The 24,591-nt window shown below is 39.6% G+C and carries 20 protein-coding genes; 10 read left to right on the top strand and 10 right to left on the bottom strand.

The window, feature by feature from the left end; genetic code table 11:
• The first annotated feature begins 25 nt into the window (after positions 1-25).
• The 6 genes from ACQY77_RS22270 to ACQY77_RS22245 all read left to right on the top strand — a co-directional run bounded on the left by ACQY77_RS22270 (position 26) and on the right by ACQY77_RS22245 (position 7,532).
• A complete protein-coding gene (locus ACQY77_RS22270; RefSeq protein ID WP_421940115.1) occupies positions 26-3,235 on the top strand; it encodes a SusC/RagA family TonB-linked outer membrane protein in 3,210 nt (1,069 codons plus the stop codon).
• 34 nt (positions 3,236-3,269) lie between these two features.
• Entirely contained in the window at positions 3,270-5,060 is a 1,791-nt protein-coding gene (locus ACQY77_RS22265; protein ID WP_421940116.1) for a RagB/SusD family nutrient uptake outer membrane protein, read from the top strand.
• 11 nt (positions 5,061-5,071) lie between these two features.
• Positions 5,072-5,977 carry a metallophosphoesterase family protein gene (locus ACQY77_RS22260; RefSeq protein WP_421940117.1) on the top strand — a complete coding sequence of 302 codons (906 nt, stop codon included), beginning with the start codon at positions 5,072-5,074 and terminating at the stop codon, positions 5,975-5,977.
• Positions 5,978-6,108: 131 nt separating this feature from the next.
• Positions 6,109-6,402, top strand: coding sequence for a hypothetical protein (locus ACQY77_RS22255; protein ID WP_421940118.1), 294 nt, complete (start codon positions 6,109-6,111; stop codon positions 6,400-6,402).
• A 137-nt stretch (positions 6,403-6,539) separates the two neighbouring features.
• A complete protein-coding gene (locus tag ACQY77_RS22250) occupies positions 6,540-6,905 on the top strand; it encodes a DUF2784 domain-containing protein (RefSeq protein WP_421940119.1) in 366 nt (121 codons plus the stop codon).
• A gap of 18 nt (positions 6,906-6,923) precedes the next feature.
• Positions 6,924-7,532, top strand: a complete 609-nt coding sequence (locus tag ACQY77_RS22245) for a class I SAM-dependent DNA methyltransferase (RefSeq protein ID WP_421940120.1) — start codon at positions 6,924-6,926, stop codon at positions 7,530-7,532.
• 104 nt (positions 7,533-7,636) lie between these two features.
• Here the strand turns inward: ACQY77_RS22245 and ACQY77_RS22240 are convergent, their stop codons facing one another.
• The 3 genes from ACQY77_RS22240 to ACQY77_RS22230 all read right to left on the bottom strand — a co-directional run bounded on the left by ACQY77_RS22240 (position 7,637) and on the right by ACQY77_RS22230 (position 15,333).
• Complete coding sequence (locus ACQY77_RS22240) at positions 7,637-8,383, bottom strand: LytR/AlgR family response regulator transcription factor (RefSeq protein ID WP_421940121.1); 747 nt, start codon at positions 8,381-8,383, stop codon at positions 7,637-7,639.
• A gap of 10 nt (positions 8,384-8,393) precedes the next feature.
• Positions 8,394-10,340, bottom strand: a complete 1,947-nt coding sequence (locus ACQY77_RS22235; RefSeq protein WP_421940122.1) for a tetratricopeptide repeat-containing sensor histidine kinase — start codon at positions 10,338-10,340, stop codon at positions 8,394-8,396.
• 151 nt (positions 10,341-10,491) lie between these two features.
• Positions 10,492-15,333, bottom strand: coding sequence for a RecQ family ATP-dependent DNA helicase (locus tag ACQY77_RS22230; RefSeq protein WP_421940123.1), 4,842 nt, complete (start codon positions 15,331-15,333; stop codon positions 10,492-10,494).
• 159 nt (positions 15,334-15,492) lie between these two features.
• Between ACQY77_RS22230 and ACQY77_RS22225 the strand changes: the two genes are divergently transcribed.
• The 4 genes from ACQY77_RS22225 to ACQY77_RS22210 all read left to right on the top strand — a co-directional run bounded on the left by ACQY77_RS22225 (position 15,493) and on the right by ACQY77_RS22210 (position 17,447).
• Complete coding sequence (locus ACQY77_RS22225; RefSeq protein ID WP_421940124.1) at positions 15,493-15,762, top strand: alpha/beta hydrolase; 270 nt, start codon at positions 15,493-15,495, stop codon at positions 15,760-15,762.
• A 53-nt stretch (positions 15,763-15,815) separates the two neighbouring features.
• The gene (locus tag ACQY77_RS22220) at positions 15,816-16,025 is read left to right on the top strand and encodes a hypothetical protein (protein ID WP_421940125.1); all 210 of its coding nucleotides are present in this window, start codon (positions 15,816-15,818) and stop codon (positions 16,023-16,025) included.
• A 106-nt stretch (positions 16,026-16,131) separates the two neighbouring features.
• The gene (locus tag ACQY77_RS22215; protein ID WP_421940126.1) at positions 16,132-16,539 is read left to right on the top strand and encodes a hypothetical protein; all 408 of its coding nucleotides are present in this window, start codon (positions 16,132-16,134) and stop codon (positions 16,537-16,539) included.
• A 452-nt stretch (positions 16,540-16,991) separates the two neighbouring features.
• A complete protein-coding gene (locus ACQY77_RS22210; RefSeq protein WP_421940127.1) occupies positions 16,992-17,447 on the top strand; it encodes a PA2169 family four-helix-bundle protein in 456 nt (151 codons plus the stop codon).
• Between the two features lie 58 nt (positions 17,448-17,505).
• Here ACQY77_RS22210 and ACQY77_RS22205 read toward each other — a convergent pair whose 3' ends face one another.
• From ACQY77_RS22205 to ACQY77_RS22175, 7 genes are all read right to left on the bottom strand, one after another.
• On the bottom strand, positions 17,506-18,099 hold the full coding sequence (locus ACQY77_RS22205) for a DUF1543 domain-containing protein (protein ID WP_421940128.1): 594 nt from the start codon (positions 18,097-18,099) through the stop codon (positions 17,506-17,508).
• 21 nt (positions 18,100-18,120) lie between these two features.
• Entirely contained in the window at positions 18,121-19,830 is a 1,710-nt protein-coding gene (locus ACQY77_RS22200) for an FAD/NAD(P)-binding protein (RefSeq protein ID WP_421940129.1), read from the bottom strand.
• A 196-nt stretch (positions 19,831-20,026) separates the two neighbouring features.
• On the bottom strand, positions 20,027-20,449 hold the full coding sequence (locus tag ACQY77_RS22195; RefSeq protein WP_421940130.1) for a hypothetical protein: 423 nt from the start codon (positions 20,447-20,449) through the stop codon (positions 20,027-20,029).
• Positions 20,450-20,529: 80 nt separating this feature from the next.
• Complete coding sequence (locus ACQY77_RS22190) at positions 20,530-21,147, bottom strand: class I SAM-dependent methyltransferase (protein ID WP_428430113.1); 618 nt, start codon at positions 21,145-21,147, stop codon at positions 20,530-20,532.
• Between the two features lie 118 nt (positions 21,148-21,265).
• Positions 21,266-21,700, bottom strand: coding sequence for an NAD(+)--rifampin ADP-ribosyltransferase (gene arr / locus ACQY77_RS22185; RefSeq protein ID WP_421940132.1), 435 nt, complete (start codon positions 21,698-21,700; stop codon positions 21,266-21,268).
• Positions 21,701-21,920: 220 nt separating this feature from the next.
• Positions 21,921-22,718 carry a hypothetical protein gene (locus ACQY77_RS22180; RefSeq protein WP_421940133.1) on the bottom strand — a complete coding sequence of 266 codons (798 nt, stop codon included), beginning with the start codon at positions 22,716-22,718 and terminating at the stop codon, positions 21,921-21,923.
• Positions 22,719-22,962: 244 nt separating this feature from the next.
• The gene (locus tag ACQY77_RS22175) at positions 22,963-23,838 is read right to left on the bottom strand and encodes an alpha/beta fold hydrolase (protein WP_421940134.1); all 876 of its coding nucleotides are present in this window, start codon (positions 23,836-23,838) and stop codon (positions 22,963-22,965) included.
• Between the last annotated feature and the right edge of the window lie 753 nt (positions 23,839-24,591).

Below are 24,591 nucleotides of genomic sequence, written 5' to 3'. Positions count from 1 at the left end.
TCAAACAACTAAATAATTAATGACAATGAAAGAAAAGTTATGTTGGATATTCCTTATCCTATTCATTTCTGGCAGCTGCTATGCTCAAAGTACGTCCCTTAAAGGAGTAGTATCTGACGCAAAAACAGGAGAAACCCTGCCTGCGGTAAACATTAGCGTTAAGGGTACAAACCTACACATTGCTACAAATGGAACTGGTGCTTATACCATTACCAATCTTAAAACCGATGCTGTACTTATCTTCAGTTATATCGGTTACAAGCAACAGGAAATAACGGTTGGAAACCGGACCACCCTCAATGTTGCTATGGATGCAGATTATGCGAACCTGGATGAAGTAATGGTGGTGGGTTTTGGCACCAAGAAAAAGATTAACGTGGCAGGAGCAATTGACCAGATTTCTGGCAAACAACTCGAATCCAGGCCAGTAAACAACGTGCTGCAAGGTTTACAGGGTATTAGTCCGGGTTTAAACATTACTTACGCGGGCGGGGCACCAGGTAGTGTTCCCAATATCAACATCAGGGGTTATACTTCCATTAATGGGGGCTCACCGCTAATTGTTATCGACGGGATCCCGGCTACAAGTAATGATGATATGCTCCGCCTTACGCCATCAGACATCACCTCTTTTACTGTACTTAGAGATGCAGCTTCTGCCGCAATTTATGGCGCCAGAGCTGCATTTGGCGTTATTTTAATCACTACAAAACAGGGCGTAGCCGGTAATAATGTAATCAGTTACAACACCTTTTACTCCTGGGCAAAACCAACGCTGCTGCCCAAGCCGGTAACAGACCCATATATCTTTTCTAGGGTTTTAGAAACTTCTACCGATAATACACCCTGGGATTATGTAAATTATTCTGATGAATATTACCGCTGGGCAAAAGAAAGATCAGACAATCCCTCCATTGAGGACACAAGGCTAAACCCAACTGACCCTACAAAATGGGCTTACATGGGAAGCAATGACTGGTACAGCTACTTCTTTAACGATGCCAGTATTTCCAAAAGTCATACCTTAACTTTTTCTGGCGGTGCAACTGTAAATAATAAACCACTTACCTATTACCTCTCTGCTGATTACGCCAGAGACAACGGGCTTAACAAGCTTACTGCCGACTTCTGGGACCGTTATGGCTTAAGGTCAAAAGTGGGCTTTTCCCCGCTATCCTGGCTTAAAGTAGACAATAACCTCAATATTTATCAAACCAAGAGAGCGCTTCCAAATGGCAATATTACTGATTTATATTACCTCATGCCTACTGATGTTGCTCAAAATCCGGATGGTACCTGGGCCAATACTGCTGCAGGTAAGCTGGCCGCTAAGTTAGTTGATGGCGGAAACAATATGCAGAATATGTTTGGTTTCCAAAATATTACAAGTGCTACGGCCCTCTTCCTCAATGGCGATTTACAAGTTAATGCCGATGCCTCATTTAAGCGTGAACTTTGGAAAACACATAATGACAGCAAAAAATACAAAATTGGCTACGGTCCGAATGATATCCGCGAAGAAGGCGGTACCGGTTCGGTAACTGAAAACAATGGCTATCTTTTCAATAACGCTTTTAACTTGTACGCCACCTATAAAAAGACCATTGGCGATCACTTTATGAGCGCAATGATTGGGTTCAATAGTGAGGACTATGACTATTCGACCGTAAATGCTTACAGGGATGTGCTCATTTCCTCATCTCTGCCTTACCTGTCGTTGACCAGCGGTACAGGTACTGTGGCTGCAGGATATTCAGCTTATGCTACCAATAGTGTATTCTCCAGACTAAATTACACCTTTAAGAACAGGTATATTTTAGAAGCAACAGGAAGGTACGATGGTTCATCACGCTTTCCGGTAGAGAGGCGCTGGGGATTCTTCCCTTCAGCATCTGCTGCCTGGATAGCCAGTGCCGAAGATTTTTTCAAACCCCTATCCCCTGCGGTCTCCACTTTTAAATTACGTGCTTCCTATGGTGACTTAGGAAATCAAAATGTTGGTGATTTTGGATATATTCAATCACTCCTTACCGGCACATCAGGATATTTAATTGGCGGCGCCGGTCAAAACCTGGTGATTAATGGTGCTCCCGGTTTAAACGTCGATCCTAAAACCTATACCTGGGAAAGGGTATCAACTTTAAACATGGGTGCAGACCTTGGTTTGCTCAATGATAAGTTATCCTTCACTTTCGATTACTATATCCGCGATACTAAAGGTATGCTCACGGCCGGACAGGAGCTTCCTGCTGTATTAGGTACGGGTGTACCCCGTCAAAATGCGGCCAACTTACGTACTAAAGGCTGGGAACTTTCTGTAACCTACAGAGATCGTTTCGATTTGGGAACTAAACCATTGAGCTTTGACGCGAAGATTTTCCTTGCCGATTCCAGAAGCAGAATCACCAGTTTTAAAAATGATCAAAACCTGTTTTCAGGCTATCGTGTTGGTCAGGATATTGGTGAAATCTGGGGACTTGAAAACGATGGCGTTTTCCGCAGTAAAGCAGAAATTGCTGCATTGGACCAATCTGCTATTATTCCCTGGGGAGCACTTTCAATTGTGGAAGGCTGGCCAAAGTATAGAGATTTAGATGGAAACGGAAAAATTGAACGCGGTTTAAGCGCTAACGATCCGAAAGACTTAAAAGTGATTGGAAATAGTTCAGACCGTTACACTATTGGGGCAAACCTGAACATGGATTGGCAGGGATTTGACCTTTCTGTTTTTCTACAGGGAGTATTAAAAAGAGATTTCTACCCGCATCATTATCTGTTCTGGGGTCCGTATCAACAGCCCTATGCGAACGTCTACCCCTGGAACCTTGATTTTTACCGTGGCGCATCAGATTCGCCGGAGCAACGGGCCAAACACTCTGCCGCTTATATTGCTGCAGGGCTGGCAGATGCCAACCCGGATTCAGAATACCCTGTATTACAATCCTGGCTTGCCGATGCCAACTATGGCGCTGGCCTTGATATCCCACAAACCAAATACTTGTTGAATGGCGCTTATCTCAGGATAAAAAATATATCACTTGGCTATACCCTACCGGCTAAATGGACTAAAAAATTCAATGTAAACCGTCTTCGTTTCTTTGTAACCGGAGAAAACCTGTACGAGTTTTCATCAATCAAGAAATACATCGACCCTGAGGCCGTTAACCAGGGCCCTAGCGCCTGGGCATATCCATATCAAAGAAGGTATGCTTTTGGTCTGAACCTCGATTTCTAACTCACCAATCAATAACTTTCAATAGCAAAGTAAAATGAAAAAGTATCTATACCTATTATCAATATCAGCTCTGGGGATGTTTGCTGCCTGTAAAAAAGGCGATCTTGACCGCTTTCCTCAGACCTCCATTTCACCTAATCTTTTCTTCAATACCGAGAGTGACCTTTCGCTGTATATCAATGGTCTTTTATCCCAGCCAGACAGAAATACTTACCTGAACGATCAGAGTACTGATAATGTTGCCACAACAGCCGCAGTAGAAATAAAAAACATCATGGCCGGAAGTGCCAATGCACAAAATATTACTACCGGTTGGAGCTGGACACGTTTGAGGAACATCAACTATTTCCTGGAAAATTACGGAAAAGCACAGGTTTCCGGAGCAGTAAAAAATCATTATGCCGGACTGGCAAGATACTATCGCGCCGAATTTTACCTCGATAAAATGAAACGTTTCTCAGATGTTCCATGGTATTCAGGCACATTGGAACCAACCGATGAAGATCTTTACAAACCGAGGGACCCGAGAACATTAATTGCAGACAGCATCATGGCAGATTTAGACTTCGCATATAAAAATGTGAGAGAGACAGTTCCAACAGGTACTCCAGGAAAATGGGCGGTGGCAACCCTGTATGCAAGGGCGGCACTTTACGAAGGCAGCTACCGCAAATATCACAGCGAACTTAACCTGGCGGGTTCAGCAAATGCTTTCCTCGAAACTGCTGCAAGAGTTGCTGGTGAAATGATCAATGCCAAAAAATTCAGCATCTATAACACAGGAAAACCCGAGCAGGATTATGCTGCATTGTTTTCAAGTCAGGATTTAACAGGAAATAATGAAGTGATTTTAGTGAACATTTTCGACCTCAGCAAAGGTAAAAGTCAAAATGTAAATTCTACTGTATTTGGCGATTATGAGCAGGCACCTGCTAAAGATCTCATTCAAACCTACCTGATGCGTGACGGAAGCCGTTTTACCGGTTTGCCTAATCACGCTCAAATGGGATTCGTACAAGAATTTCAAAACCGCGACCCTCGCCTCTCCCAAACCATGGTTTACCCGGGATGGGTAAGAGTGCCCGATGCAACACCGTACATTCAGCGCCTGAATAAGAACTTTACAGGTTATCACCAGTTAAAAGGTTATGTAAACAGTACCGATAACGCCATTTTAAATGGAGTAGATTTTCCGGTTTACCGCTATGCGGAGGTATTGCTTACTTATGCTGAGGCACTTGCCGAACTGGGAACATTAACGCAATCACAATTGGATCAATCTGTTAATTTGTTACGGAAAAGAGCCGGGCTGCCCGATCTGAACCTTGCCATTGCAAATGCAAATCCTGACCCGGTATTACAACAACAATATCCAAACGTGAATGGAAATGCCGGTGTTATACTCGAAATAAGAAGAGAGCGCAGGGTAGAATTTGCATTCGAAAACATGAGGTTCGATGACCTGATGCGTTGGAAAGTGGGAAAACTATTAACGAAGAGCCCGGAAGGTATGTTTTTTGCGGGCCTGGGAAAATACGACCTCAGTGGCGACGGGATTGAGGATATTATCTTAATTGACAGAACAACTACCATTCCTGGTGAGGATCAGAAAGAAAAGAATTCACTTGGTGTAAAACTCATTTATTACCGGGCCGGAACAATAGGAACTGACGCTACTGTGTACCTTAAAAACGGAAATAGTGGCGGGAATATCGTCACTGAAAATGTAACCAGAAACTTTGAAGAGCCAAAGTTCTATTACCGCCCGATTCCGCAGCAACAAATCGTACTTAATCCTAAACTTAAACAAATCTTTGGCTGGTAATATTCCTGAAAATGAAAAGAAGATCTTTATTAAAAGCGATGGGACTTTCTGCAGGTGCAGCATTTACCACGGGCTTACCTGCTTTAGCTATCGCAGATAGGACGAATGAAAAAAAACCTGTATTAACTGTAGCCCATATTACAGATGTACACATTCGTGAGGGTGACGATGCCCCAGAGCGGTTTAAAACCTGCCTGAAACAAATTATTCAAAATCATAAACCAGACTTTTTCCTCAATGGCGGAGATTCTATTAACGATGCATCTTATGATAATGTAGTCAGAGAACAGGTTACCAAACAATGGGCCATCTGGGATGATTGTATCAAAGTGATCGATAAATACGAACTTAAAAGTTGCATTGGCAATCACGACACCTGGTGGAAGGCACCAAACCAAACGGATGAGATGTATGGCAAACCCTATGCTGTAAAGCGACTGAAAATACCCAATCGTTACTATAGTTTTTCTAAAAATAACTGGCATTTTATCATTCTTGATGGGAACAACAGTAAAATTTCTTTAGATGAAGAGCAGTATAAATGGCTGGCACAGGAGTTAAAGGGTTTAAAGCCAGGTACACCAACCTTATTGATGTCTCACTACCCGATCTTAGGCACCACACAAGTATTGGTAGGTGGTGGCCATTCTGACTGCAAAAAATTGAAAGATTTGTTTTATCAGCACCGCGATAAGGTAAAAATCTGTTTGAGTGGACACAATCACCTTTCGGATGATACCAGCTACAATGGCGTTCGTTACTGTTGCAACGGTGCCATGAGTGGATTTTGGTGGGGAAAAGGAGATGCAGAATCTGCCGGACCGGGATATTATCTGGAAACGCCGCCAGGCTACGCTATCCTTAAACTCTATGCAGATGGCAGCCTGGAAAACGAATATTTTCCGCATGGGATTTAATGGGTAATTATCCTTTGCGTAATAAAAAACGGGCTAATTTAATGATCAGCCCGTTTTTTATGCCTTAGTGATCCAGAACAAGTTTTTCAATGATTTTTTGGCTCACTTTCATAAAACCTGTATCTTATTGATTGGAATTGAGACATGATTTTAGATTACTTACTTACCATCCTTCACCTGTTAATTATTGGCGTAAATTTAACCGCCTGGATTTGGCCTGCAACCAGAAAATTGCATCTGGTGGTAGCCGGTATCACTGCTGCTTGTTGGCTCATTTTTGGAATCTGGTATGGAATAGGCTATTGCCCGCTTACCGACTGGCATTGGCAATTATCTGGAAACGCCGCCAGGCTACGCTATCCTTAAACTCTATGCAGATGGCAGCCTGGAAAACGAATATTTTCCGCATGGGATTTAATGGGTAATTATCCTTTGCGTAATAAAAAACGGGCTAATTTAATGATCAGCCCGTTTTTTATGCCTTAGTGATCCAGAACAAGTTTTTCAATGATTTTTTGGCTCACTTTCATAAAACCTGTATCTTATTGATTGGAATTGAGACATGATTTTAGATTACTTACTTACCATCCTTCACCTGTTAATTATTGGCGTAAATTTAACCGCCTGGATTTGGCCTGCAACCAGAAAATTGCATCTGGTGGTAGCCGGTATCACTGCTGCTTGTTGGCTCATTTTTGGAATCTGGTATGGAATAGGCTATTGCCCGCTTACCGACTGGCATTGGCAACTGAAAGAGAAATTAGGTGAGCAGCATCTCCCGGCCTCTTTTATCAAGTATATTGCAGATCGAATAAGCGGTGGGGATTCATCTCCTTTGCTTATTGACTGGCTAACCGGCCTGGGCTTTTTAACAGCGATTATATTATCGGTATATTTTAATTTCTTCCGAAAGCCTAAAACTAACTAAAAAGATACCTTTATTTATATGATGGCGAAAAACGAAAAAAAGGATGTTTATAAAGTTTATGATAAGATTGCTAACTGGTTTGCGCTAAACAGATCAACCCGGATGAGTGAAGTGGGATATTTAGACTTGCTAATTGATGAAATACCTGCCAATGGGAACGTTCTGGATTTGGGTTGCGGAACCGGGAAACCCATTCTCGGGTACCTCTTAACCAGAGGGCTTTCGGTAACAGGCGTAGATGGAAGTGAAAGAATACTTGAAATAGCCAGCGTAAATTTCCCTTCAACAGAATTTATCCGGCAAGATATGCGCTCAATGAATTTAAACAAGCGGTTTGATGCAATAATTGCCTGGGATAGTTTTTTCCATCTTCCTGCTGAAGATCAACCGGCAATGTTTTCCATTTTTGAAGGTCATTTAAATCCTGGTGGAGTATTGATTTTCACGTCAGGTACTGAACATGGCGAAGCCTGGGGAATGAATGGTGGCGAAAATCTATTTCACGCCTCACTTGATCAGCAGGCTTATCAGGATTTATTGGCTAAACATCACTTTCAAATACTGAAATATGCAGTTAACGACCCCGATTGTGATCGAACGGTGTGGATGGCGAAGCTGAAGCATTAATGATTAACACACCCACACTATCCCTTTAATTATCCTACACCACTCATCGCAGTACCGGGCCTTCCCAAAGCCTCTGTTAGGGCAAACAAATTGCTCAAATCCAATCAGGCTATATTTTGCAAATACTTCAAAACTTCTTCCCGTTTTCTGCTCGAAACCGGGATTTTATCATCATTCAGCATCTGTAAGAATCCTTCCCTGTAGTATTTCTTCACATATTGAAAATTAATCAAAAACGACTGGTGACAGCGTAAAAAGCCCAGGCGTGCAAGCATACTCTCGTATTCTTTAAGTCCCTTTGACACCAGGATTTCACGCTTATTTTTCAGGTAAAATGTGGTATATCCTTTATCACTTTTGCAGTAAATAATTTCTTCAACGTCAACAATTTCAATGTATTCGATACTTTTTAATGCTATGCGCTTGGTACCTGCAACACCTTGAGCTAAATAGTGATTTCTTGCTACCTCCAGTTGCTCACGGTCAAAATGTTCCTGTTCCCGCTGACGATAGCACCTGTTTAATACTTCAGCCAGTGCAATTTCGTCGATGGGTTTTAACAAATAGCCAAAGGCACCCATATTAAGGGCCTGAATGGCATATTCATCATAGGCTGTAAGAAAAATGACCTGAAAGTCTTCAATACCCATCTCATTGAAGAGGCTAAAACTGTCGCCATCTCTGAGCCGGATGTCTGCCAATATAATCTCTGGTTTAAGTAAAGGGATTTCCTGAGCTGCCTTAGCCACATCTCCTGAGTAACCCACTACTTCAAATTGACCAATTTTTTGCACAATCTGTAATATGTGCTGCATAATATGCATTTCATCTTCCAGCAGATAAAGTTTCATCGCTATTTGTTTAATCATTTATTAAAGGCACCCTGATCTCAACCAGAACCCCTGTGGCACCTTTGCTATTTTTCTCTTCTACTTTATAACCTGCCTCGTGTCCAATGGATCTGAATAGTACATCCAGCCTGTCTTTCAATATTACCTGGGCGAGTGATGTTTTCAGTTTTTCAGTTTTCTCTTTCCTGTTGATGCCAATACCATTATCATCAATGGTGATTACAAGCTGATTGGTTTCGGTTGTAAATGAAACAATGAGCCTCCCTTTGTAATCGATATTTCTAAACCCGTGTTCAATTGAATTTTCTATAAAGGGCTGAATAAGCATTGGCGGAATCATGGTATCGTCCAAATTAAGCGTCTGATCGGTTATGATTTCATAATCAAAAAGCCCCACATAACGCATTTGTTGTAGTTGAAGATAATTATTTAAGGAAGCTATTTCTTCATTCAGATCAATAAATTCTTTGCGATTTTGCTCCAATATACTTCGCAACAATTGAGAAAAGGCACTCAGGTAGCGCACAGACTGCTTGGTATCACCTGAAGCGATTAACCCTTGTAAGTTGGCTATAGAATTGAATACAAAATGAGGGTTAAGCTGCGCCTGAAACAGTCTTTGTTCTATACATAAGCGTTTATTTTCTGATTCGAGCAATTTATTTTTACCTTTTAAGCGCTGTTGCCTGTAAACGATGTAGAAAAAAGACAATCCTCCTAAAAATATCAGTAAGGCCAGGCCGAGTGTCCACCGTTGCTGGACAATAATTTTTTGATAAAGTGTATTTCGGCCATTAAGCTCCGTGATACTTCGATCCTTTTTTTCTGTTTCATACTTCTCGTGCATTTCTGCAACCTTAACAGCCTCTATTTCTGTAATATCCTTAATCTCTATTGTATATGCGGAATCTGCTGCCTCTAAAGCCCTGGCAAAGTCTTTTTTCATTTTGTAGGCATTTTTCAAGCCATTGTAAAACATACTCTTACTTTTAGCTGAAGAATTTTTCCCTTCAAATGCAATTCCTTCAAGATAATAATGAATGGCAGAATCAGGTTGTCCGCCCATTTCAAAACTTGTTGCCAGATTATTAAAAGCGGTACCATTTAAGTTCTTTTTGCGCTTTAAATAATTAAAATAAACTTTACTGGCAGCTATAGCTTTTTCATTTTCCCCTTGCTGAACATAAATTTGAGCCTCATTATCATAAGTTCGGGCAAGGGCCAGGCTATCGTTAATATTTTTGGCCAGTACCCTTGCCTTGGTATTAAAGTCCATCATTTTTTTGAAGTCGTTCATTCGTGAAGCCAGAAGAAAGCAGATATCAAAATATCGCTGCTGAATAACACGATGCATCCGGTAGGGATGACTTTTGTGGTAACGTTCTATATAAATTAGTGCATCCTTTTCATTATAACTCTGGTAGTATGCTTTGGCGAGCAAATCGTAAAATAAATAGGTGATTTTACTATTGCTCCGTTCAGCTGTCTCCATTTTGCCAAGCATCCGCTTCATCATGGCCGCCTCTATTACCACTCCATTACCGGAACTGTTGTTCAAAACACTATAATCACTTAACAGATCCGTATCGTTTGTACCTCCTGGTCCCTTCATATGCCTATACTCAATAAGGGCACTGTCACGTTTTTTTTCCAGAATCATTTTCTTTGCCCTAAAATAATGGTAAAAGGGATTATGTACCGCATTTCCAGATTTTTCAAACTGTTGTACAAGTCCATGGATCGTTTTATTATATTGAGGGGGAGACAGTGTATCTAAAGAAATAACGAGGGTTAAATAATCAGTCTGGCTGGTTTGACCTGCTGCCTGGCCGGAGGTTTTCCCGGTAGGGTCATTTTTTTGTTTGCATGAAAAAACCATAAACAGCATGATTACACCGATAGTTTTCCAAATATTTTTGGTATTTAAGTGCTTAATGCTGATATGAGGAGAATGCATAATACAGAACCGGTTATTTAATAAGGAATAGATTTTTTGCTAAAGATATTAATAGCAAACTATCCTCAAAAATACCACTGCACATTTAATCGTTTCCGTTCAATATCCGCAGGATTTTATGGGATATCCGAAAATTGAGGAAGCACATGCCTCATGAATTTACCTTCTCTAAATAAAGCTCTGGCAAAATTATTTTGATTTCTTGCTGTAAATCTTCATTTTTCCAATAAACCACAAAATTGACTTTAGCACGCTTCAAAAAATATCCTCCATTTCTTTTAGCAGCCAAGGTCTCCAGGAATTTTTTTGAAAATTTCAAAACCATCTTACCTTGTTTATTTAGACAACCTTCTTCCCTTATTTCTAACATTTCACCACTTATCATGTTCTCAATGTGCTGTTGAACATACCTAAAATATCCAAGGTTGACATTTTCATGATGCAACTGTATAATATATTCCTTTGGAAGAGCAAATTTCTCTTGATTATCTATCCGCAATAAATTATCTGCAGAAAGATCATCAAGAAAATTCGAATTCAAATGAACTGTCAAGTTTTGTTTAGCTCTTGTCAATGCAACATACAATTGTCTTCTTGCTTCATCAGAAGTTGAAATGAAATTTTCAAGTAACAAAAAAACATTATCAAACTCTCTACCTTTAGCTTTGTGAATAGTTGAAACGAAAATGACTTCCTTATTCCCGTTAAAAAAATCTTCTAATTTGGATTCACGAATAAAAATTTCCAAATCAGATTTATATTTCTTTTTTGTATTCGTTACTTCAAAATCTTTTATAATGTTTTTACAAACATCTAACAGAGTGCTACTATAAAATTCACTAATCAGTTGGCGTTTTGCATTTTCCCATAGATCATCATTGATTACGAAACTATCATCTTTTAGATTTAAGCTATCCAGAAAAAATCTAATTTCTTGAAGATTATATAAATTGAAGTTATCGTTTGCTTGAATCAACTTTGCCGGAACGTTGTTTTTTAGCAGTTGTCCTGTAATCTGTATAGCTTCTTCATTTGTTTTCGTAAGGATACATGTAGATCCTGTTAACTCAGAATCCAATATATCTTTCACAACTGGATCAATCAGATTTCCATTTTGATATTTAACTATTTTTATTTTCCCATTGTCCTCTTGAACTGCAATAATTTGTGTTTGCTTTAATCTATTAGCAACACGTTTAATGAATTGATTACTGAATATAACGAGATTATTTTTACTTCGATAATTTTCAACCAATTCATACTTAGCCGTTGATTCTATTCGGATGAATTTCTCGAGATATCTTGAACTCGCTCCCCTAAATTCATAAATATTTTGATCATCATCACCAACGGCAATCACCCTCATTTCATCATTCCGTTCCATTAAGGTTTTAATCAGATCAAATTCATCTTGATCCATATCCTGAGCTTCGTCAATTACCAAAACGGTTTTTGTGATTCGATTTGGTTCAACTTCTCCGTTTTTAATTTTTTCAATTGTCTTTTTTAGGATTAGATCAGAATTTTCCAGGTTACCCACTTTCCCCAGCAAGTCAAAACAATAAGAATGAAAGGTTTTTATTTCAATGTAGTTAGCCGCATTTCCGATAAGAGCGAGTAATCTTTTTTTAAACTCTGTGGCTGCGGCTCTTGAAAATGTAACCATCAGCAATTGCTCATGTTTCACATCCTCCATCAAAAGTAAAGAAGCAAGTTTATGTACAAGTAATCTTGTTTTTCCACTTCCAGGCCCAGCAGCAACAACAATGTATCTAGATTCGTTGTCATTGATAATCTTTAATTGCGTTGGAGATAATTCTCCAAAGAGCTGCCTGAATTTAGCGGGAGTTAAATTTCGTTTGATTTCATTTTGCCTGCTTCCCTTAAAATATTTATTCAAAAATGAACCATAATTCAGTTGGAAATAGTCATCCACAAATTGCAATGCATTCTTATAATCGATAATCATTTTACTTGCATATTCACCAACAATATGGATTTGCTGGATTCTATTTTCATAAAACTGATGAAGTTTCTGATAATCTTCCTTCGTATAGCGCTTTTTATTATCTTCTTCAGTACGTTCGATCGTCAAACGATTATATACAACTAAAAAACCACCTTCTATTTTAATCGCTTCAATTCTCGACAAATAGAACAATGTTTCTTCAATATCATTCAGATCTATATTTAAACGTAAATTAATCCCATTTTCATAAGCTGTTCTTAATTCATAAACAGAAAACTCAATTAATACTTCTTCTTTATCCTTGATGGCATTTGGAAGGTTTAAATTACTTTTATCGTATAAAAATTCGACTATAAACTTAGCTAGTTCATGTCGTTTTTCTAATTTTTCTTTTAAGGATTCTCTCGGGTGCAAGCATAATACCCTTAAATGATTTTTTGAATGATCCAAACTCCGCCTTTTAATCCAATTTTTAATTGCCCAAAAATTGATAACCGTTTTTATTTTTGCAGCATTTACATCTGTACATCCATATGCTTCAGCTTCTTCATTTAATTCTTTGAAGTGAAAGTTTTTCTCTTCTTCATCAAAAATCTGAAGTAAAAAACTTTCAATTTTATTAAAGGCCTCTACAATACTAAAAGAACGGTTTTTCTGCTCTCCCTTTTTAATAAACGCAGTTAAATCTTTTGTATCAGCTAGAATAGACTCTTCACGAAGAAGATTTACAATATTGATGACTTCTTCCTTTACAATCCCTAAATGATCACTGATGTAGTCAATTCTCGATTCTGCAGATTCTTCATTCAAATGTTTTTTGCTTTTGCTCGAAAAAAGTTTTTTGATAATTCTAATGGCTTTCTCTTTTCGGCTCTCATCTATTTTTTCAGATTCCCTGATTTTACTTACTGCCTCTTGAGCATTTCTAGCAAGAATGCTATTTGCGAAAACCCGAGGCATATTTTGTCCTCGCTTTAAATATCCTGCATCTTCCAGCGCAGCAATTGCTGTAGTTACCCTGGTTTCTATTTCCGCTACACTATCATCCCAGCCCGCTTTTCTGGCAATCTCAAGTGCAGAATTAGATGCCTTTGAACGAAATTTTGTGATTTCTTTTATTGCTTTCCAAACCTGCTGAATTTCCTTAATGGAAAGCTTTGTTTGATTTAATAAAATAAAATGTTTTCCAAGGTCTTCTTCATTAAATAAAACAAAGCAGTCCGCAATAATATTTTCATCTCTCCCTGCCCTACCTGCCTCTTGCACATAATTCTCAAGAGAATCAGAAATTTCATAATGGATAACCATACCTACATCTTTTTTATCTACCCCCATTCCAAAAGCAGAAGTAGCAACCATTATTTTCGTTTCTCCATTAATGAAAGTATTTTGGTTTGAAGATTTTTCTTGTTTATCCATTTTGCCATGGTAGGGTTTTGCATTAAAACCGTCCTTAGCCAATCGTTCAGCAAGTAAATAAGCCTTCTTTGTTCGCGAAACATAAATTATTGTTGGACAATTCTTCTCTTCAATTAATTCCCTTACTGCTAAATACTTCTCTTCTTCATCAGTTTTTTCGAAAACCCTATACTGAAGATTTGTTCGAGAGGCTGTTGAAGAGAACACTTTAAGATCAAGAGATAATTTTTCTTTAAAATACTCAACAATATCTTCAATCACTTTCTGCTTTGCTGTAGCTGTGAAACAAGATACGGGAATAGCATCATCAAGTCCCTTCTTCTCCTGAATTAACTTAATAAAATCACCGATGTATAGATAATCGACCCTAAAATCTTGCCCCCAAGAGGAAAAACAATGTGCTTCATCAATTACAAAGCGAGTAATTTTTCTTCCCAAAACTAAGCGTTCTATAGTTTTAGAACGCAGAGACTCGGGCGAAATATAAAGAATACACGCTGAACCGTCTTCCACTCTTTCAATGGATTTTGCCCTTTCTATCGGATCTAGCAAACCATTTATCGTAACGGCATCCGTAATCCCAACTTTTTCAAGATTATCTACCTGATCTTTCATTAAAGATTGTAGAGGAGATATCACAATAGTTAACCCATTTGAACTTTCTCCACTCATCAATGCAGGAACTTGAAAGGTAATAGATTTACCACCTCCGGTTGGAAAAACCGCAATTAACGAATTATTTTGAACAGCAGCTTTTACTGCGCTCTCTTGCAGCGGTAAATCTCCATAAGTCCTGTATGAACTATGCCCAAAAAATTTTTTTAAGCCTTTATGTATATCTAATGCAGAATTACAGTAAGAACAACCACTTATACACGGCTTGTTTCGGAGTTTAAATATTATTTTTTCCACCTCTGGGTAGTTTTTTAATACCCAGGGTGGAGTGATGGAACGAAGTTTCTTATGGCTGACTAAGGCGTTGATTAGCGACAAACTATAAGCCAGTTCAACAGGTTGGTTTGAAATTATTCTTAACAAATCTACTTGTTCACAAATTTCACCTTTGAATTTTTGAAAAATAAGTTTTTCAAGATCTAAGTTTAAGCTTGAATAACCCAGGACATGAAAAAACGCAGAAAATTCTTTCTTATCATGTAAAAGAAGGTAGAAAATTTTTTGGAGTACTTCATTTATGTGTTTAAAGGAAGAAATTTCATCATGAAATAGATCCTTAGCTTTTATTGAATCATTTAATGGATTATTTGCATCATCGGATTGAAGTTTATCATCTTTTATTAAAGCATGATAGGGCTTTGTTGGAAAAAGAAGTGGGGATAAGTAGAGTGTATCTATAATTCTGACCGATGTAGCGCTTGAATCATTTATTATGCTTCCAATATATTTTATGTCGTGATTAATAATATTATGTCCACAGAGATATTCTGCGTCATTTATAAACCTAACAAATGCTGTTATCGAGGCATTGTGTAAATTGCTTCCATCATTCTTAGTGGCTCCAATATCCAAAATCCTGCCACTTTTAGGTTCAATCTCAGTATCAATAAATACGATTGAATTCCCAGTATATTTTTGTTCGTGAATCAATAGTTTCCCTTAAAGTTATCGCCTATACAAATCTAAAACGCTCTTTAACACACTATATACCAACAACTAAAACAACATATCAAAATTAGCGTCAACAGCTAAATTTAATAAAAAGTTCTTTTATAACCTACAAACACTTTAAACAACGATCTTCCAATCATGAAGATCAACTATTTTATTAGACCAGAGAGCTTATGTAGTATCAATACACCACCTGTCTTTATGATCCACTATACCGACGATAAAGTTGTACCTGTATCCAATACGCTAAATTATTATGAAGCCCTGGTAAAAAATGGCATAAAAGCCGAAGTGCATGTTTATGCTGCAGGAGGACACGGATTTGGTCTTAACAACTCCAGCCGAACTGATAACTGGATGGATACATTTGTAGCCTGGATGAAACAGATGAAATTATTACCGGAATAATCTATTCTCTACCCCCTTTTAAACCACTGTAATCCAGCGCTTAAAATATTATTTTGAAATATGGATGGAAAAACACGATTGCTGGTTTGCTGTATCCGGTAAAAATTGTGCTCGCAGGCCCTATGCTTCCGTTACTTAATCTGCCTGATCCACCTCCCCCGTTTTTGGTTATCGGCTTTGCCATTTACTGGACAATCCTTGCAAGCTTTATTCATTATCTGATTGGCTGGATTAAAGGATTAAATCATCGGGAAAATTATTAATGGATAAGCAATTTTAAAAACGCCAAACTTTTCTTAGCTATATCATGTTCATTTGCCAGTTACCCGTTATAAACAGACGGATTACTGACAGATAAAACACACTGATATGGAAAGCAACCCCTACAATTTCCTGATCCTTGCAGCGGTAGTGGCATGCATTGCCTGGACCATTACCAAAGAGGAGGTTTTTAGAGAGTCTCGTGAGTTTTGCGTAGACAAATCAAAGTCGTGCAACACGGTTTGGAAGCGAAAATTCTTTTATGTGTTTACCTGCGAATATTGTTTCAGCCATTATGTTACCATTTTATTGCTGGCAATTACCGGGTACAAAATGATATATGATAACTGGATCGGTTTTGTGGTTTCAGGATTTACCATTGTCTGGACAGCCAATATCTACATGAGTCTGTATGCCTTAATCAGGATAGATCTTAAAAAAGAAAAGATCGAGGCCGAGGAAACGGCACTTAAACTCAAAAAACTTGAAGATAAAAACCAAGAAAAGCGTGAATAACCTGGCGAACACTAGCTATCACAATTTATAGTTTTAGGGACGAATAATCAGTTAATCGAGGGTATTTTTCTCTCCAAATTCTTTTCGCTATTGCGGTCATGGCCTTTTATTTATTTTATAAAAAAACCAGGTCCTGCGCATGAGCATAACGGCAAAAACAATAAAAATAACATTCCCTGCATTCATAACCCGAACCTCATTTTGTAAAAGCTATTATTGATGTTACCAGATGAAGAAGCGGTATTCATTTCTGATAACACTACACTCCTGTTACCCATTTTTTTCATAGTACCAGTTCAACAACGTTATCAAAAAAATGTTTGACGATCCTCAGGTGATTTTAAAAATAATCTTCCGGCATGCTAAGCCCTTTTCATGGCCTGAGGTTGTAAACAAAGTAAAACCTATTTTGAAAGCGCGTGTTCTAGGTAATAAAGAAAAACATCATTACCATGGAAAATACAGAAAATACCGTTCAGGTACTAAATGATCTTATTGAGATCAACAACGACAGAGCAGATGGATTTGACAAAGCTGCTAAGGATTTAAGCGAAGAGAATATCGACCTGAAGGCCGTTTTCGAGAAGCTTGCCGCGGGTAGCCGAAGTAATGTAACTGAGCTGGCAGGTCTTATCGGTCAACACGGAGGCGCTCCTGACCAGGGAAATACGATATTGGGCAGTCTTCACAGGGCCTGGATAGACATTAAAGCAAGTTTTGGTGGCGACGGCCGACATAGCATACTCGAAGAATGCGAGCGTGGTGAAGATGCCATTAAAAAGGCTTATCGTGATGCACTCCAGGAAAATGATTTGGGCGAGACAGTAAGATCAGTACTTTTATCTCAACAGGAAGGCATTAATGCCAGTCATGATTCCATAAAAGCATTAAGAGACGCGCATGCATAAAACCATAGGTTATGCGTAAATGTGAAGAGGTTGCTTTAAAAACGCAACCTCTTTTTTGTTATAACTTATCAAGCTTAAAATAACCCAGATGAATTTCGTCTTCATCAAGGTTTTCCTTTGTATCTGCTATATGGATTTCAAAAGCTGATTTAAGCGCGCTGCTCAGGATTTCTTCAATCCTGTAAACATCGTCTACATCAATACCATATTTTTCGTCGATATGAGAGTTTGCCCCTTTTACTGAGGTTTCCTTAAAGAAAACGGTTTGTTTAGAATCCTTCATGGCCAAAGCCTTATCTGGATGAACCGAAAGTACTGTGTAATGCTGTTCTTCCAATCTGCCATGGCTGTAGCCACCCAGGTTGATAAAAAATAGCCTGAGGCCATTATCGTTTTCAGCAGGTTGCGAATCTTTTTCCCGCACACGAATGCGATAACCATCCACATTGGTTACCACTCTCCATCCATCTACATGCAAACTCTTTCCGGCCTCAGGCCAGAATGCCTGCATTTGAGGCACCAGATCCTTTAAACTGCTCCCAATACCAAAAAAATAATCATGTTGCTCCACATTTCTTTTGGGAGCCTTTGACCCCAACAGCACCATAAACAGTTTAGGCTCCTGCGTTGCATCGTTCGAATTCAATGTCATCAGCTTAAAAATTATTCCATATCAGTTAAATATTTTTTCTGTTATACGGCCTGAAGCTTCCTCACAGAAATCCAGACCAGAGTAATCAGGATTATAACCACCTATAAAGGGTACAGCCATCATATATATGCGCTGATTATGCCCGCCGTAACTATCTACCAGCTGAAAATGATCATTAATAGCAATGCCCGATACCCGAAGGTGATATCGTCCGTTTTCATCCTTTCCGATGGGATGATCACCTGCATCCATCAGCGCCGCAGCACGAGCAGCATTGTTGAACCTTAATGAAGCGGGGCTTGCTGTACCTTGTTCAATTAATGAAGGGTATGGCAGCTGATCAAATGATAGCTGTGGCTGACCCCTGCAATCTATAAACAATGGATAATGTATTTTTCTTTCGTGTTTTGTTGCACCATCAATGATGATATCGGCTCCCCCTTTATCCGATGGAATGACCACACTATCAGAAGAGACAGCAATCAGTTCGAGCACGCCAGCCGCATTAAGTGCCAACAGTTCTTCGGCAGACACCTGGGGTACAAAAGCAATCACCAGCGAAATTAATGGCATAAGTACTTCTTTCAAACGAAGCATATCTTCGGCAGAGAAATATTTAGCCGGATAATTCATGGAGAAGCTCAACACGGCCAACAGCTCTTTCCAATGAATAGACTGTTTCCTGTTAATGGATTTCTGGGCCTGGGTGTATTCGGCCCTGAAAAGCACAAATGGATCTAATTCCTCGCGCAGCGACATCATCTTGGCAACAAAGGCTTCCAGATTCAGGTTGCTGATCTCATTATAAAATTCGGGATCCCGCTTTTGTAAAGGCTCCAGAAAACTTCGTTTAAAAATCTCATCCAAAGGCAAAAAACCGTCGTTACTTTCCCTGATTGCAGCTAATTCAGCCTTAGAGAGCATCCCCTGACTGCTAAGTGTAGAATCATCCAGGTGAAAACGGATGGCAGGGAGCATTCCTCCACGGCTGTGCATAACGATCTTAAAGTTTGGACAGGATGAATCCCGGCGGTAGGCCAATTGCTGATCATTATCGCGGTAGAATTCTCCGTTTTCACGGGCAAGCGTTCGCACAGCATCTATTGCTGTAAGCGATGCCCCTAGAATACCCACCTCATGATTAACCTTTTGCCTGATCCGGTGTGGCGGATAAGGGGCATCATAATAGCCTGGTGTATCGTGTTGGCTGCCAGCAGGCCAGTGATGTCCTGTACAAACCACTACCCGATCATAGCTATACGCTTTACCCTTGTTGGTATGAACAACCACCTGATCTGCATCGGGTTGATCTGCAATATCCGTAACCATAGAATTAAGCCTGATGTTAATTTTAATGCCCAAATCAAGACCTTGCTTAATTATTGCCGAAAACTGATCTGAAAGATAGTTACCGAAGAGCAAACGTGGCAGTACTTTGTAATCATTAAATCGCTCAGCACTGATGTTAAACCGCGAGAGTGTATCTGCATTTACCGTATTGAGCCATTCAGCTACCGGATGAACGAGCAGCGGTATTTCATTGGCCGATACATTGGTTACATGTTCATCGCCTGCTCCCTGCCGGGAGTAAGGCATCCCCGATCCCAGTTTATCTCCCCGTTCGAAAATGTCAACACGAAAATTCTTTCTACCCGATTCTATTAAACGTTTCAACAGAAACATTCCGCTGGGGCCTGCTCCCAGAATGGCAATATTAAGTTCTTTTTCCAATTTCAATTCGCGTTATATCTGCCCCATGGGCATTGTTTATAACCACATCTTTGTGAAAAGGGTTTTGCTTAGTGCAAAATATTAATTTATTTGTCTGCCGAAGGAAGGTTCTGTGCGAATATGAATAGGCCTTTAGAAGAAAATTAACTGCGCGGAGCCCTTATGTTCAGGTTAACCATGAGATACGCTTTGCTCTTTATCGTTCTTTTCTGGATGTTTTCCAGTAAGCAATAACTCCTGTTGACCATAAGGCCCAAAAAATCAAGACAGGTTGAAAGAACAACCTGATCAGTCTGGCCTGGTCGGTATTTAAGCCAAAAGCATCCTCCTTATTTAAGTATTGCGCAATGTTTCCGGGAAATACCAGTACATAAAAAACCGCCAGTATGAAACCGATTTTTAACTGCTGCTTTTCCCAAAAGATCATGGCCAGGCCGAGTGCAATTTCTACAACTCCGGAAGCGATTACCACAAAATCTTTTCCCAGTGGGAGCCATTGTGGTACCTGTGCCTGAAACTCCTCACGTTGGAAGCTCAGGTGTCCAATTCCAGCCAACAACATGGCCATACCTAATAAAATCCTGAATATTTGTTGCGAACGGCTTGTTTTTACTTGCATAGGAATCAATTGATTACCTAACAGATAGTTGTAGCCGAATGTTTGCTTCCGTAGTGAAATTGATAACGGCAAGAGAATAATTAATACTTTCTAATGCACCAGGTAGTCATACTCCTCATGTTCTGAACATTGGTTGTTTTTATGGGCTCATGGAGTTCTGCCCCTAGCTTCTTTGTCAACCGGAGTAACATTTCCTGATTAACCAGAAATCTTTCTGACCCATCCGGAAGCAGATATCTCCCGTTTCCAATAAACCTTACTGCCGATTCAATGCCTATTTCTGAAGCCAGGCGACAGAAAAAATAGCCTCCTGGCCGAAGTACCTGCCACATAGCATTCAGCATGGTCTCAAAATGAGCAAGATCTTCTGCGAAATGCAGTACTGCACTACTGATTACCAGGTCAAAGCTTTCAGGCACAAAGGGCAACTGCTCTACAGCTGCCACCAAAAAGTTTTCTGCTGGTTTAACCTGAGGAAATGCGCTGGCCAGCTTTCTAACCTGTGCAATAGCATCCTCATTCTGATCTACACCATAAACCTCCAAACCGCTTTTTAAAAAGTAAAGCAGATTTCTTCCGCCTCCACAACCAGCATCTAAAACTGATCGGCAGTGGCTATACGTCCCTTTCAGTAACTGATCAAACAAATAAATATCAATATTTCCGAAATTGTCCTGAATATCCTGCTTTATCATCATTTGCATGCAAAGATATAAACAATGATTAAGGCAAACAATCAGTATGGCTTTTCTTAGCAAACCGGCCCTGTTTCAGTTTTCAAAACAAGTTACCGTTCCTGAAAATTTATTTTCCCGCTTACTCCTCAATTATAGCAGTACCCTGGGCTTTCCGGGTTTCCAGGCCTTGTTTCATAGCCTGAATTTCTTCTGCACTATGGCTTTGCCATACGGTTACTTCTCCAATTACCTTAAAAGGTTGTTCAGAGCGGTAAGACATTGTTGGATTTCCCGGAAAGCGCTTATTGGTTACGTTCGGATCATCCTCCAGCACTCCGGTGGCTTCTACCAAATAAATCCTTTCCCGCCCAGTTCCTGATGCAAGTTCAGCGCCCCATATTGCCGCATTCAGCGTGGCCGATAAATAAATGTGTTTCAATTGCCGGTCTACAAAATTGGAATTGAATCCAGTCGAAATCAAATCTCCAACCTTCAGATCGGCCTTAGTACCGTGAAAATAAGTTTGCTTAAAAAGCGGCAGAACGGCCGCAGTATCTTCATTATTTATACTCATCGTATTGCAATTAGTTACCTGCTTAACTCAACGCAAAAATACGGCTTTCCTTATCCTGCTGATAGGTAAAATATAGCAGATACGATCATGGAAATTTCGGCGACCTTGAGTTTTTACCCGCTTCGGGCATTCGCTAAGTGGTTCTGGCGTATACCAGCCTTTGCTCACAGTCGCTAAAACCTCGATGGCACAGGCATTAAAATCCGGCATTTACCTTCCTCTACTCATCCCAGGCGATCACGTTCTTCTCCGTTACTTTTTCCTCTACTGCCTCCACCACTGATTTAAAAACCACTGGCTGGCCATCTCTTAAGCGAAAGACATGTGTAATCGCCGCCGCCTGCCTTTCTCTCGAATATGAACGGGCACCATCCACTAAATACTGAATTCCTGTAACAACTATCAATAGCAGATCTCCTTTTAAATCAAGCTCCAGTTTCTTTTTGGCAGATGGCAGTGTTCGTCCAATTAAGTTTCCCATGGTCATCAGGCTACTGTATTCAGTCCGAAAATCATACTTAAGAATGCTCAGTTGCAGCATCACCTGATTAAAACCTGTTGCTACTGTCCTAGCACCTTCATTCTTATCTGCCTGAAAATCAATAACCAAAGCTCCTTTCAAATCTATATCAACCTTCGGAATTTTAAACAATAAACTGTCCAGCCTGCAATGTTTATTGAATTGAAAATTAAGCAACTGACTGAAATCGCCATCCTGAACCTTTTTTTCGCCTTGTTTAATTTTAGGTAGTGGTCTTATCACATCATAAAAACGGGCATTTAGTCGGTAATGCAGTCCGTTATCCCCATATTCCTCCACCATATCCGCAAACGCAGTCCTTACCTTTTTACTGTGTTTACTGGCTTCTGCTAGGTCGTTTCCACTGCGCACACTCGCTTCAGATAACTCGTATTTTTTTTTGGATAGTTCTTTTACAACGGTTTGGCCATTTTGGTTAGCGTATACCTTGTTCCCCACTTTCCCCGAAAGTTTCGAACCGTTTTTTTGAATCGCCATTTTTCCGTAACTTTGATCATCAAAATTAGCTTACTAAAGTTAAGCATTAATCTACACAAAATCAAGCAAATACTCAGTCCCAGGTCAAGGGTAAGTCAAAGGCAAATCAAGGGTAAGTCAAGGTCAAGTCAAAGTATTACCCGGTAATTACCCGGGGTTTACTTGGGCATTTCCTGCCTGCTATTTACATTACAACGTGTGATTAATACCTCTCTTACCTTGCATCACGGATAGATTACATTAACTACTGCAGAAAACTATCCAGATAACCGAATAAAGTTTCCGTTTGCTTCATCAGACTTACATGTCCCTGCGAAGGGATAATGGCCAGTTGCGATTTGGGCATGGCACCAAAATCGGCACAGATAGCACCTCCCAGTAATTGATAGGTTTTTATCAGCTCTATTTTATCCATTCCATCATTATCACCTGCAATCAGTAACACCGGGGCAGTAATCTTTGCAATATTCTCTTCGCCCATATTGTATGGTTCGCCAGCCAGTGCAATCATCTGCTCCAGGAACTTTGTCCATTTTGTTTTATCGGGCGCTACCGCATCGTATGCTGCTTGCATAGGCGTATTTACAAAAAATTCGGGCTTCATATTCTTAAACGCAACATTTACTTCAGGCATCCAGCCGGTACTTTTATACGGTGCAGAAATGACCACTAATTTCCTTACCCGTTTAGGCTGCTGTATGGTCAGCTGATAAGCTATAGAACCGCCAAAACTATAACCCACTACATCGGCACTGTCAATTTTCAGGTAATCCATTACACCAGCCACATCACTTGCCAAAGTTACACGTGATAACTTTCTATCTGAAAATGCGGTATGCCCATGTCCCTGCAATTCAAGCGCAATTACCTTTCTTGTTTTAGACAATTCGGAAATGAATTGAGCCCAATTTGTTTCAATGGTCATGTAAGCTCCATGCAATAAAATCACAGGTTTACCCTCACCATATATTTCGTAGTAAACTTCTATTCCGTTTACAGGGGCGTAACCCGTGCTGGCGGGTTTTACTGTTTGACCGTTTGATTGTGATGCTGTACTCATAATGATAGCGATTAGTAGTATGGTTTTAATCAGACCATGTTTTTTAAATAAATTTTCCATAACCCTTCAAATCAGTTTGAAAATTGTTGATACTTCAAAGATAGTGTTGATTTGAGCACTTGAGCGACCATAAAGCGACGAATTAGAGGGTCAATTGTGACAAAACATCTTGCCTGCAAGGAGAAAAGAATTAAGGTAATTTTTAAAAGATAAGGGTATTCAACCAGATCTTTCATGAAGTGATGCTGAAAATCCTTGCATCTCTTCAGGATATGATTGGGATGTGTTTCGAACCTGGACAAGCCTAAACTAAAATAATTTCTGCTGTGTAAGCTCAAACTGATTCGCATTTTCTATTTTAACCATCAGGCCATACCGGATGGAGGTGGAATAACCGCCGCCTTCTGTTGATTCTCTGTATTCAGCAGCCTCTATGGCAAATCTGCTTATTTTACTCCAGGGGGATCTGAAGATCTGGTGAAAGGCGAAAGGCACCTATACCATGTAGTATCTCGACAATATCACGCCCATAACACAGCTTAATTCCCTGCGGCGAAAAATTGATTTTCTTTTTAACGCCCCATATATAACCAGCCAGTACAACGAGTGGAAATCAACCAACAAGCAAATACAAAGGGATTACCCCAAAGATTACTACAAGGATGACATCGGTGAGGGTTTTCTTCTGCTCAATAATCATTAAGGTCTCCATCGGCTTAATTGTATAACAAAGATGCTCAAGGTGACACAATTAAACTACTACCAATGCCAGATAAAAGGTTAATCCTGAATAATTTTAATCTCAAACGTTAT

It is taken from the genome of Pedobacter sp. (assembly GCF_965279535.1).
Taxonomy (GTDB): Bacteria; Bacteroidota; Bacteroidia; order Sphingobacteriales; family Sphingobacteriaceae; genus Pedobacter.
Note: the sequence above shows the minus strand (reverse complement) of the source record. Positions and strands in the feature narration are given on the sequence as shown.

Bases quoted from the DNA above. Each gene is read 5' to 3' on its own strand.
- ACQY77_RS22270 (WP_421940115.1), top strand. From the start codon at position 26: ATGAAAGAAAAGTTATGTTGGATATTCCTTATCCTATTCATTTCTGGC.
- ACQY77_RS22265 (WP_421940116.1), top strand. From the start codon at position 3,270: ATGAAAAAGTATCTATACCTATTATCAATATCAGCTCTGGGGATGTTT.
- ACQY77_RS22260 (WP_421940117.1), top strand. From the start codon at position 5,072: ATGAAAAGAAGATCTTTATTAAAAGCGATGGGACTTTCTGCAGGTGCA.
- ACQY77_RS22250 (WP_421940119.1), top strand. From the start codon at position 6,540: ATGATTTTAGATTACTTACTTACCATCCTTCACCTGTTAATTATTGGC.
- ACQY77_RS22245 (WP_421940120.1), top strand. From the start codon at position 6,924: ATGATGGCGAAAAACGAAAAAAAGGATGTTTATAAAGTTTATGATAAG.
- ACQY77_RS22240 (WP_421940121.1), bottom strand. From the start codon at position 8,383: ATGAAACTTTATCTGCTGGAAGATGAAATGCATATTATGCAGCACATA.
- ACQY77_RS22235 (WP_421940122.1), bottom strand. From the start codon at position 10,340: ATGCATTCTCCTCATATCAGCATTAAGCACTTAAATACCAAAAATATT.
- ACQY77_RS22225 (WP_421940124.1), top strand. From the start codon at position 15,493: ATGAAGATCAACTATTTTATTAGACCAGAGAGCTTATGTAGTATCAAT.
- ACQY77_RS22215 (WP_421940126.1), top strand. From the start codon at position 16,132: ATGGAAAGCAACCCCTACAATTTCCTGATCCTTGCAGCGGTAGTGGCA.
- ACQY77_RS22210 (WP_421940127.1), top strand. From the start codon at position 16,992: ATGGAAAATACAGAAAATACCGTTCAGGTACTAAATGATCTTATTGAG.
- ACQY77_RS22205 (WP_421940128.1), bottom strand. From the start codon at position 18,099: ATGACATTGAATTCGAACGATGCAACGCAGGAGCCTAAACTGTTTATG.
- ACQY77_RS22195 (WP_421940130.1), bottom strand. From the start codon at position 20,449: ATGCAAGTAAAAACAAGCCGTTCGCAACAAATATTCAGGATTTTATTA.
- ACQY77_RS22190 (WP_428430113.1), bottom strand. From the start codon at position 21,147: ATGATGATAAAGCAGGATATTCAGGACAATTTCGGAAATATTGATATT.
- arr (WP_421940132.1), bottom strand. From the start codon at position 21,700: ATGAGTATAAATAATGAAGATACTGCGGCCGTTCTGCCGCTTTTTAAG.
- ACQY77_RS22180 (WP_421940133.1), bottom strand. From the start codon at position 22,718: ATGGCGATTCAAAAAAACGGTTCGAAACTTTCGGGGAAAGTGGGGAAC.
- ACQY77_RS22175 (WP_421940134.1), bottom strand. From the start codon at position 23,838: ATGGAAAATTTATTTAAAAAACATGGTCTGATTAAAACCATACTACTA.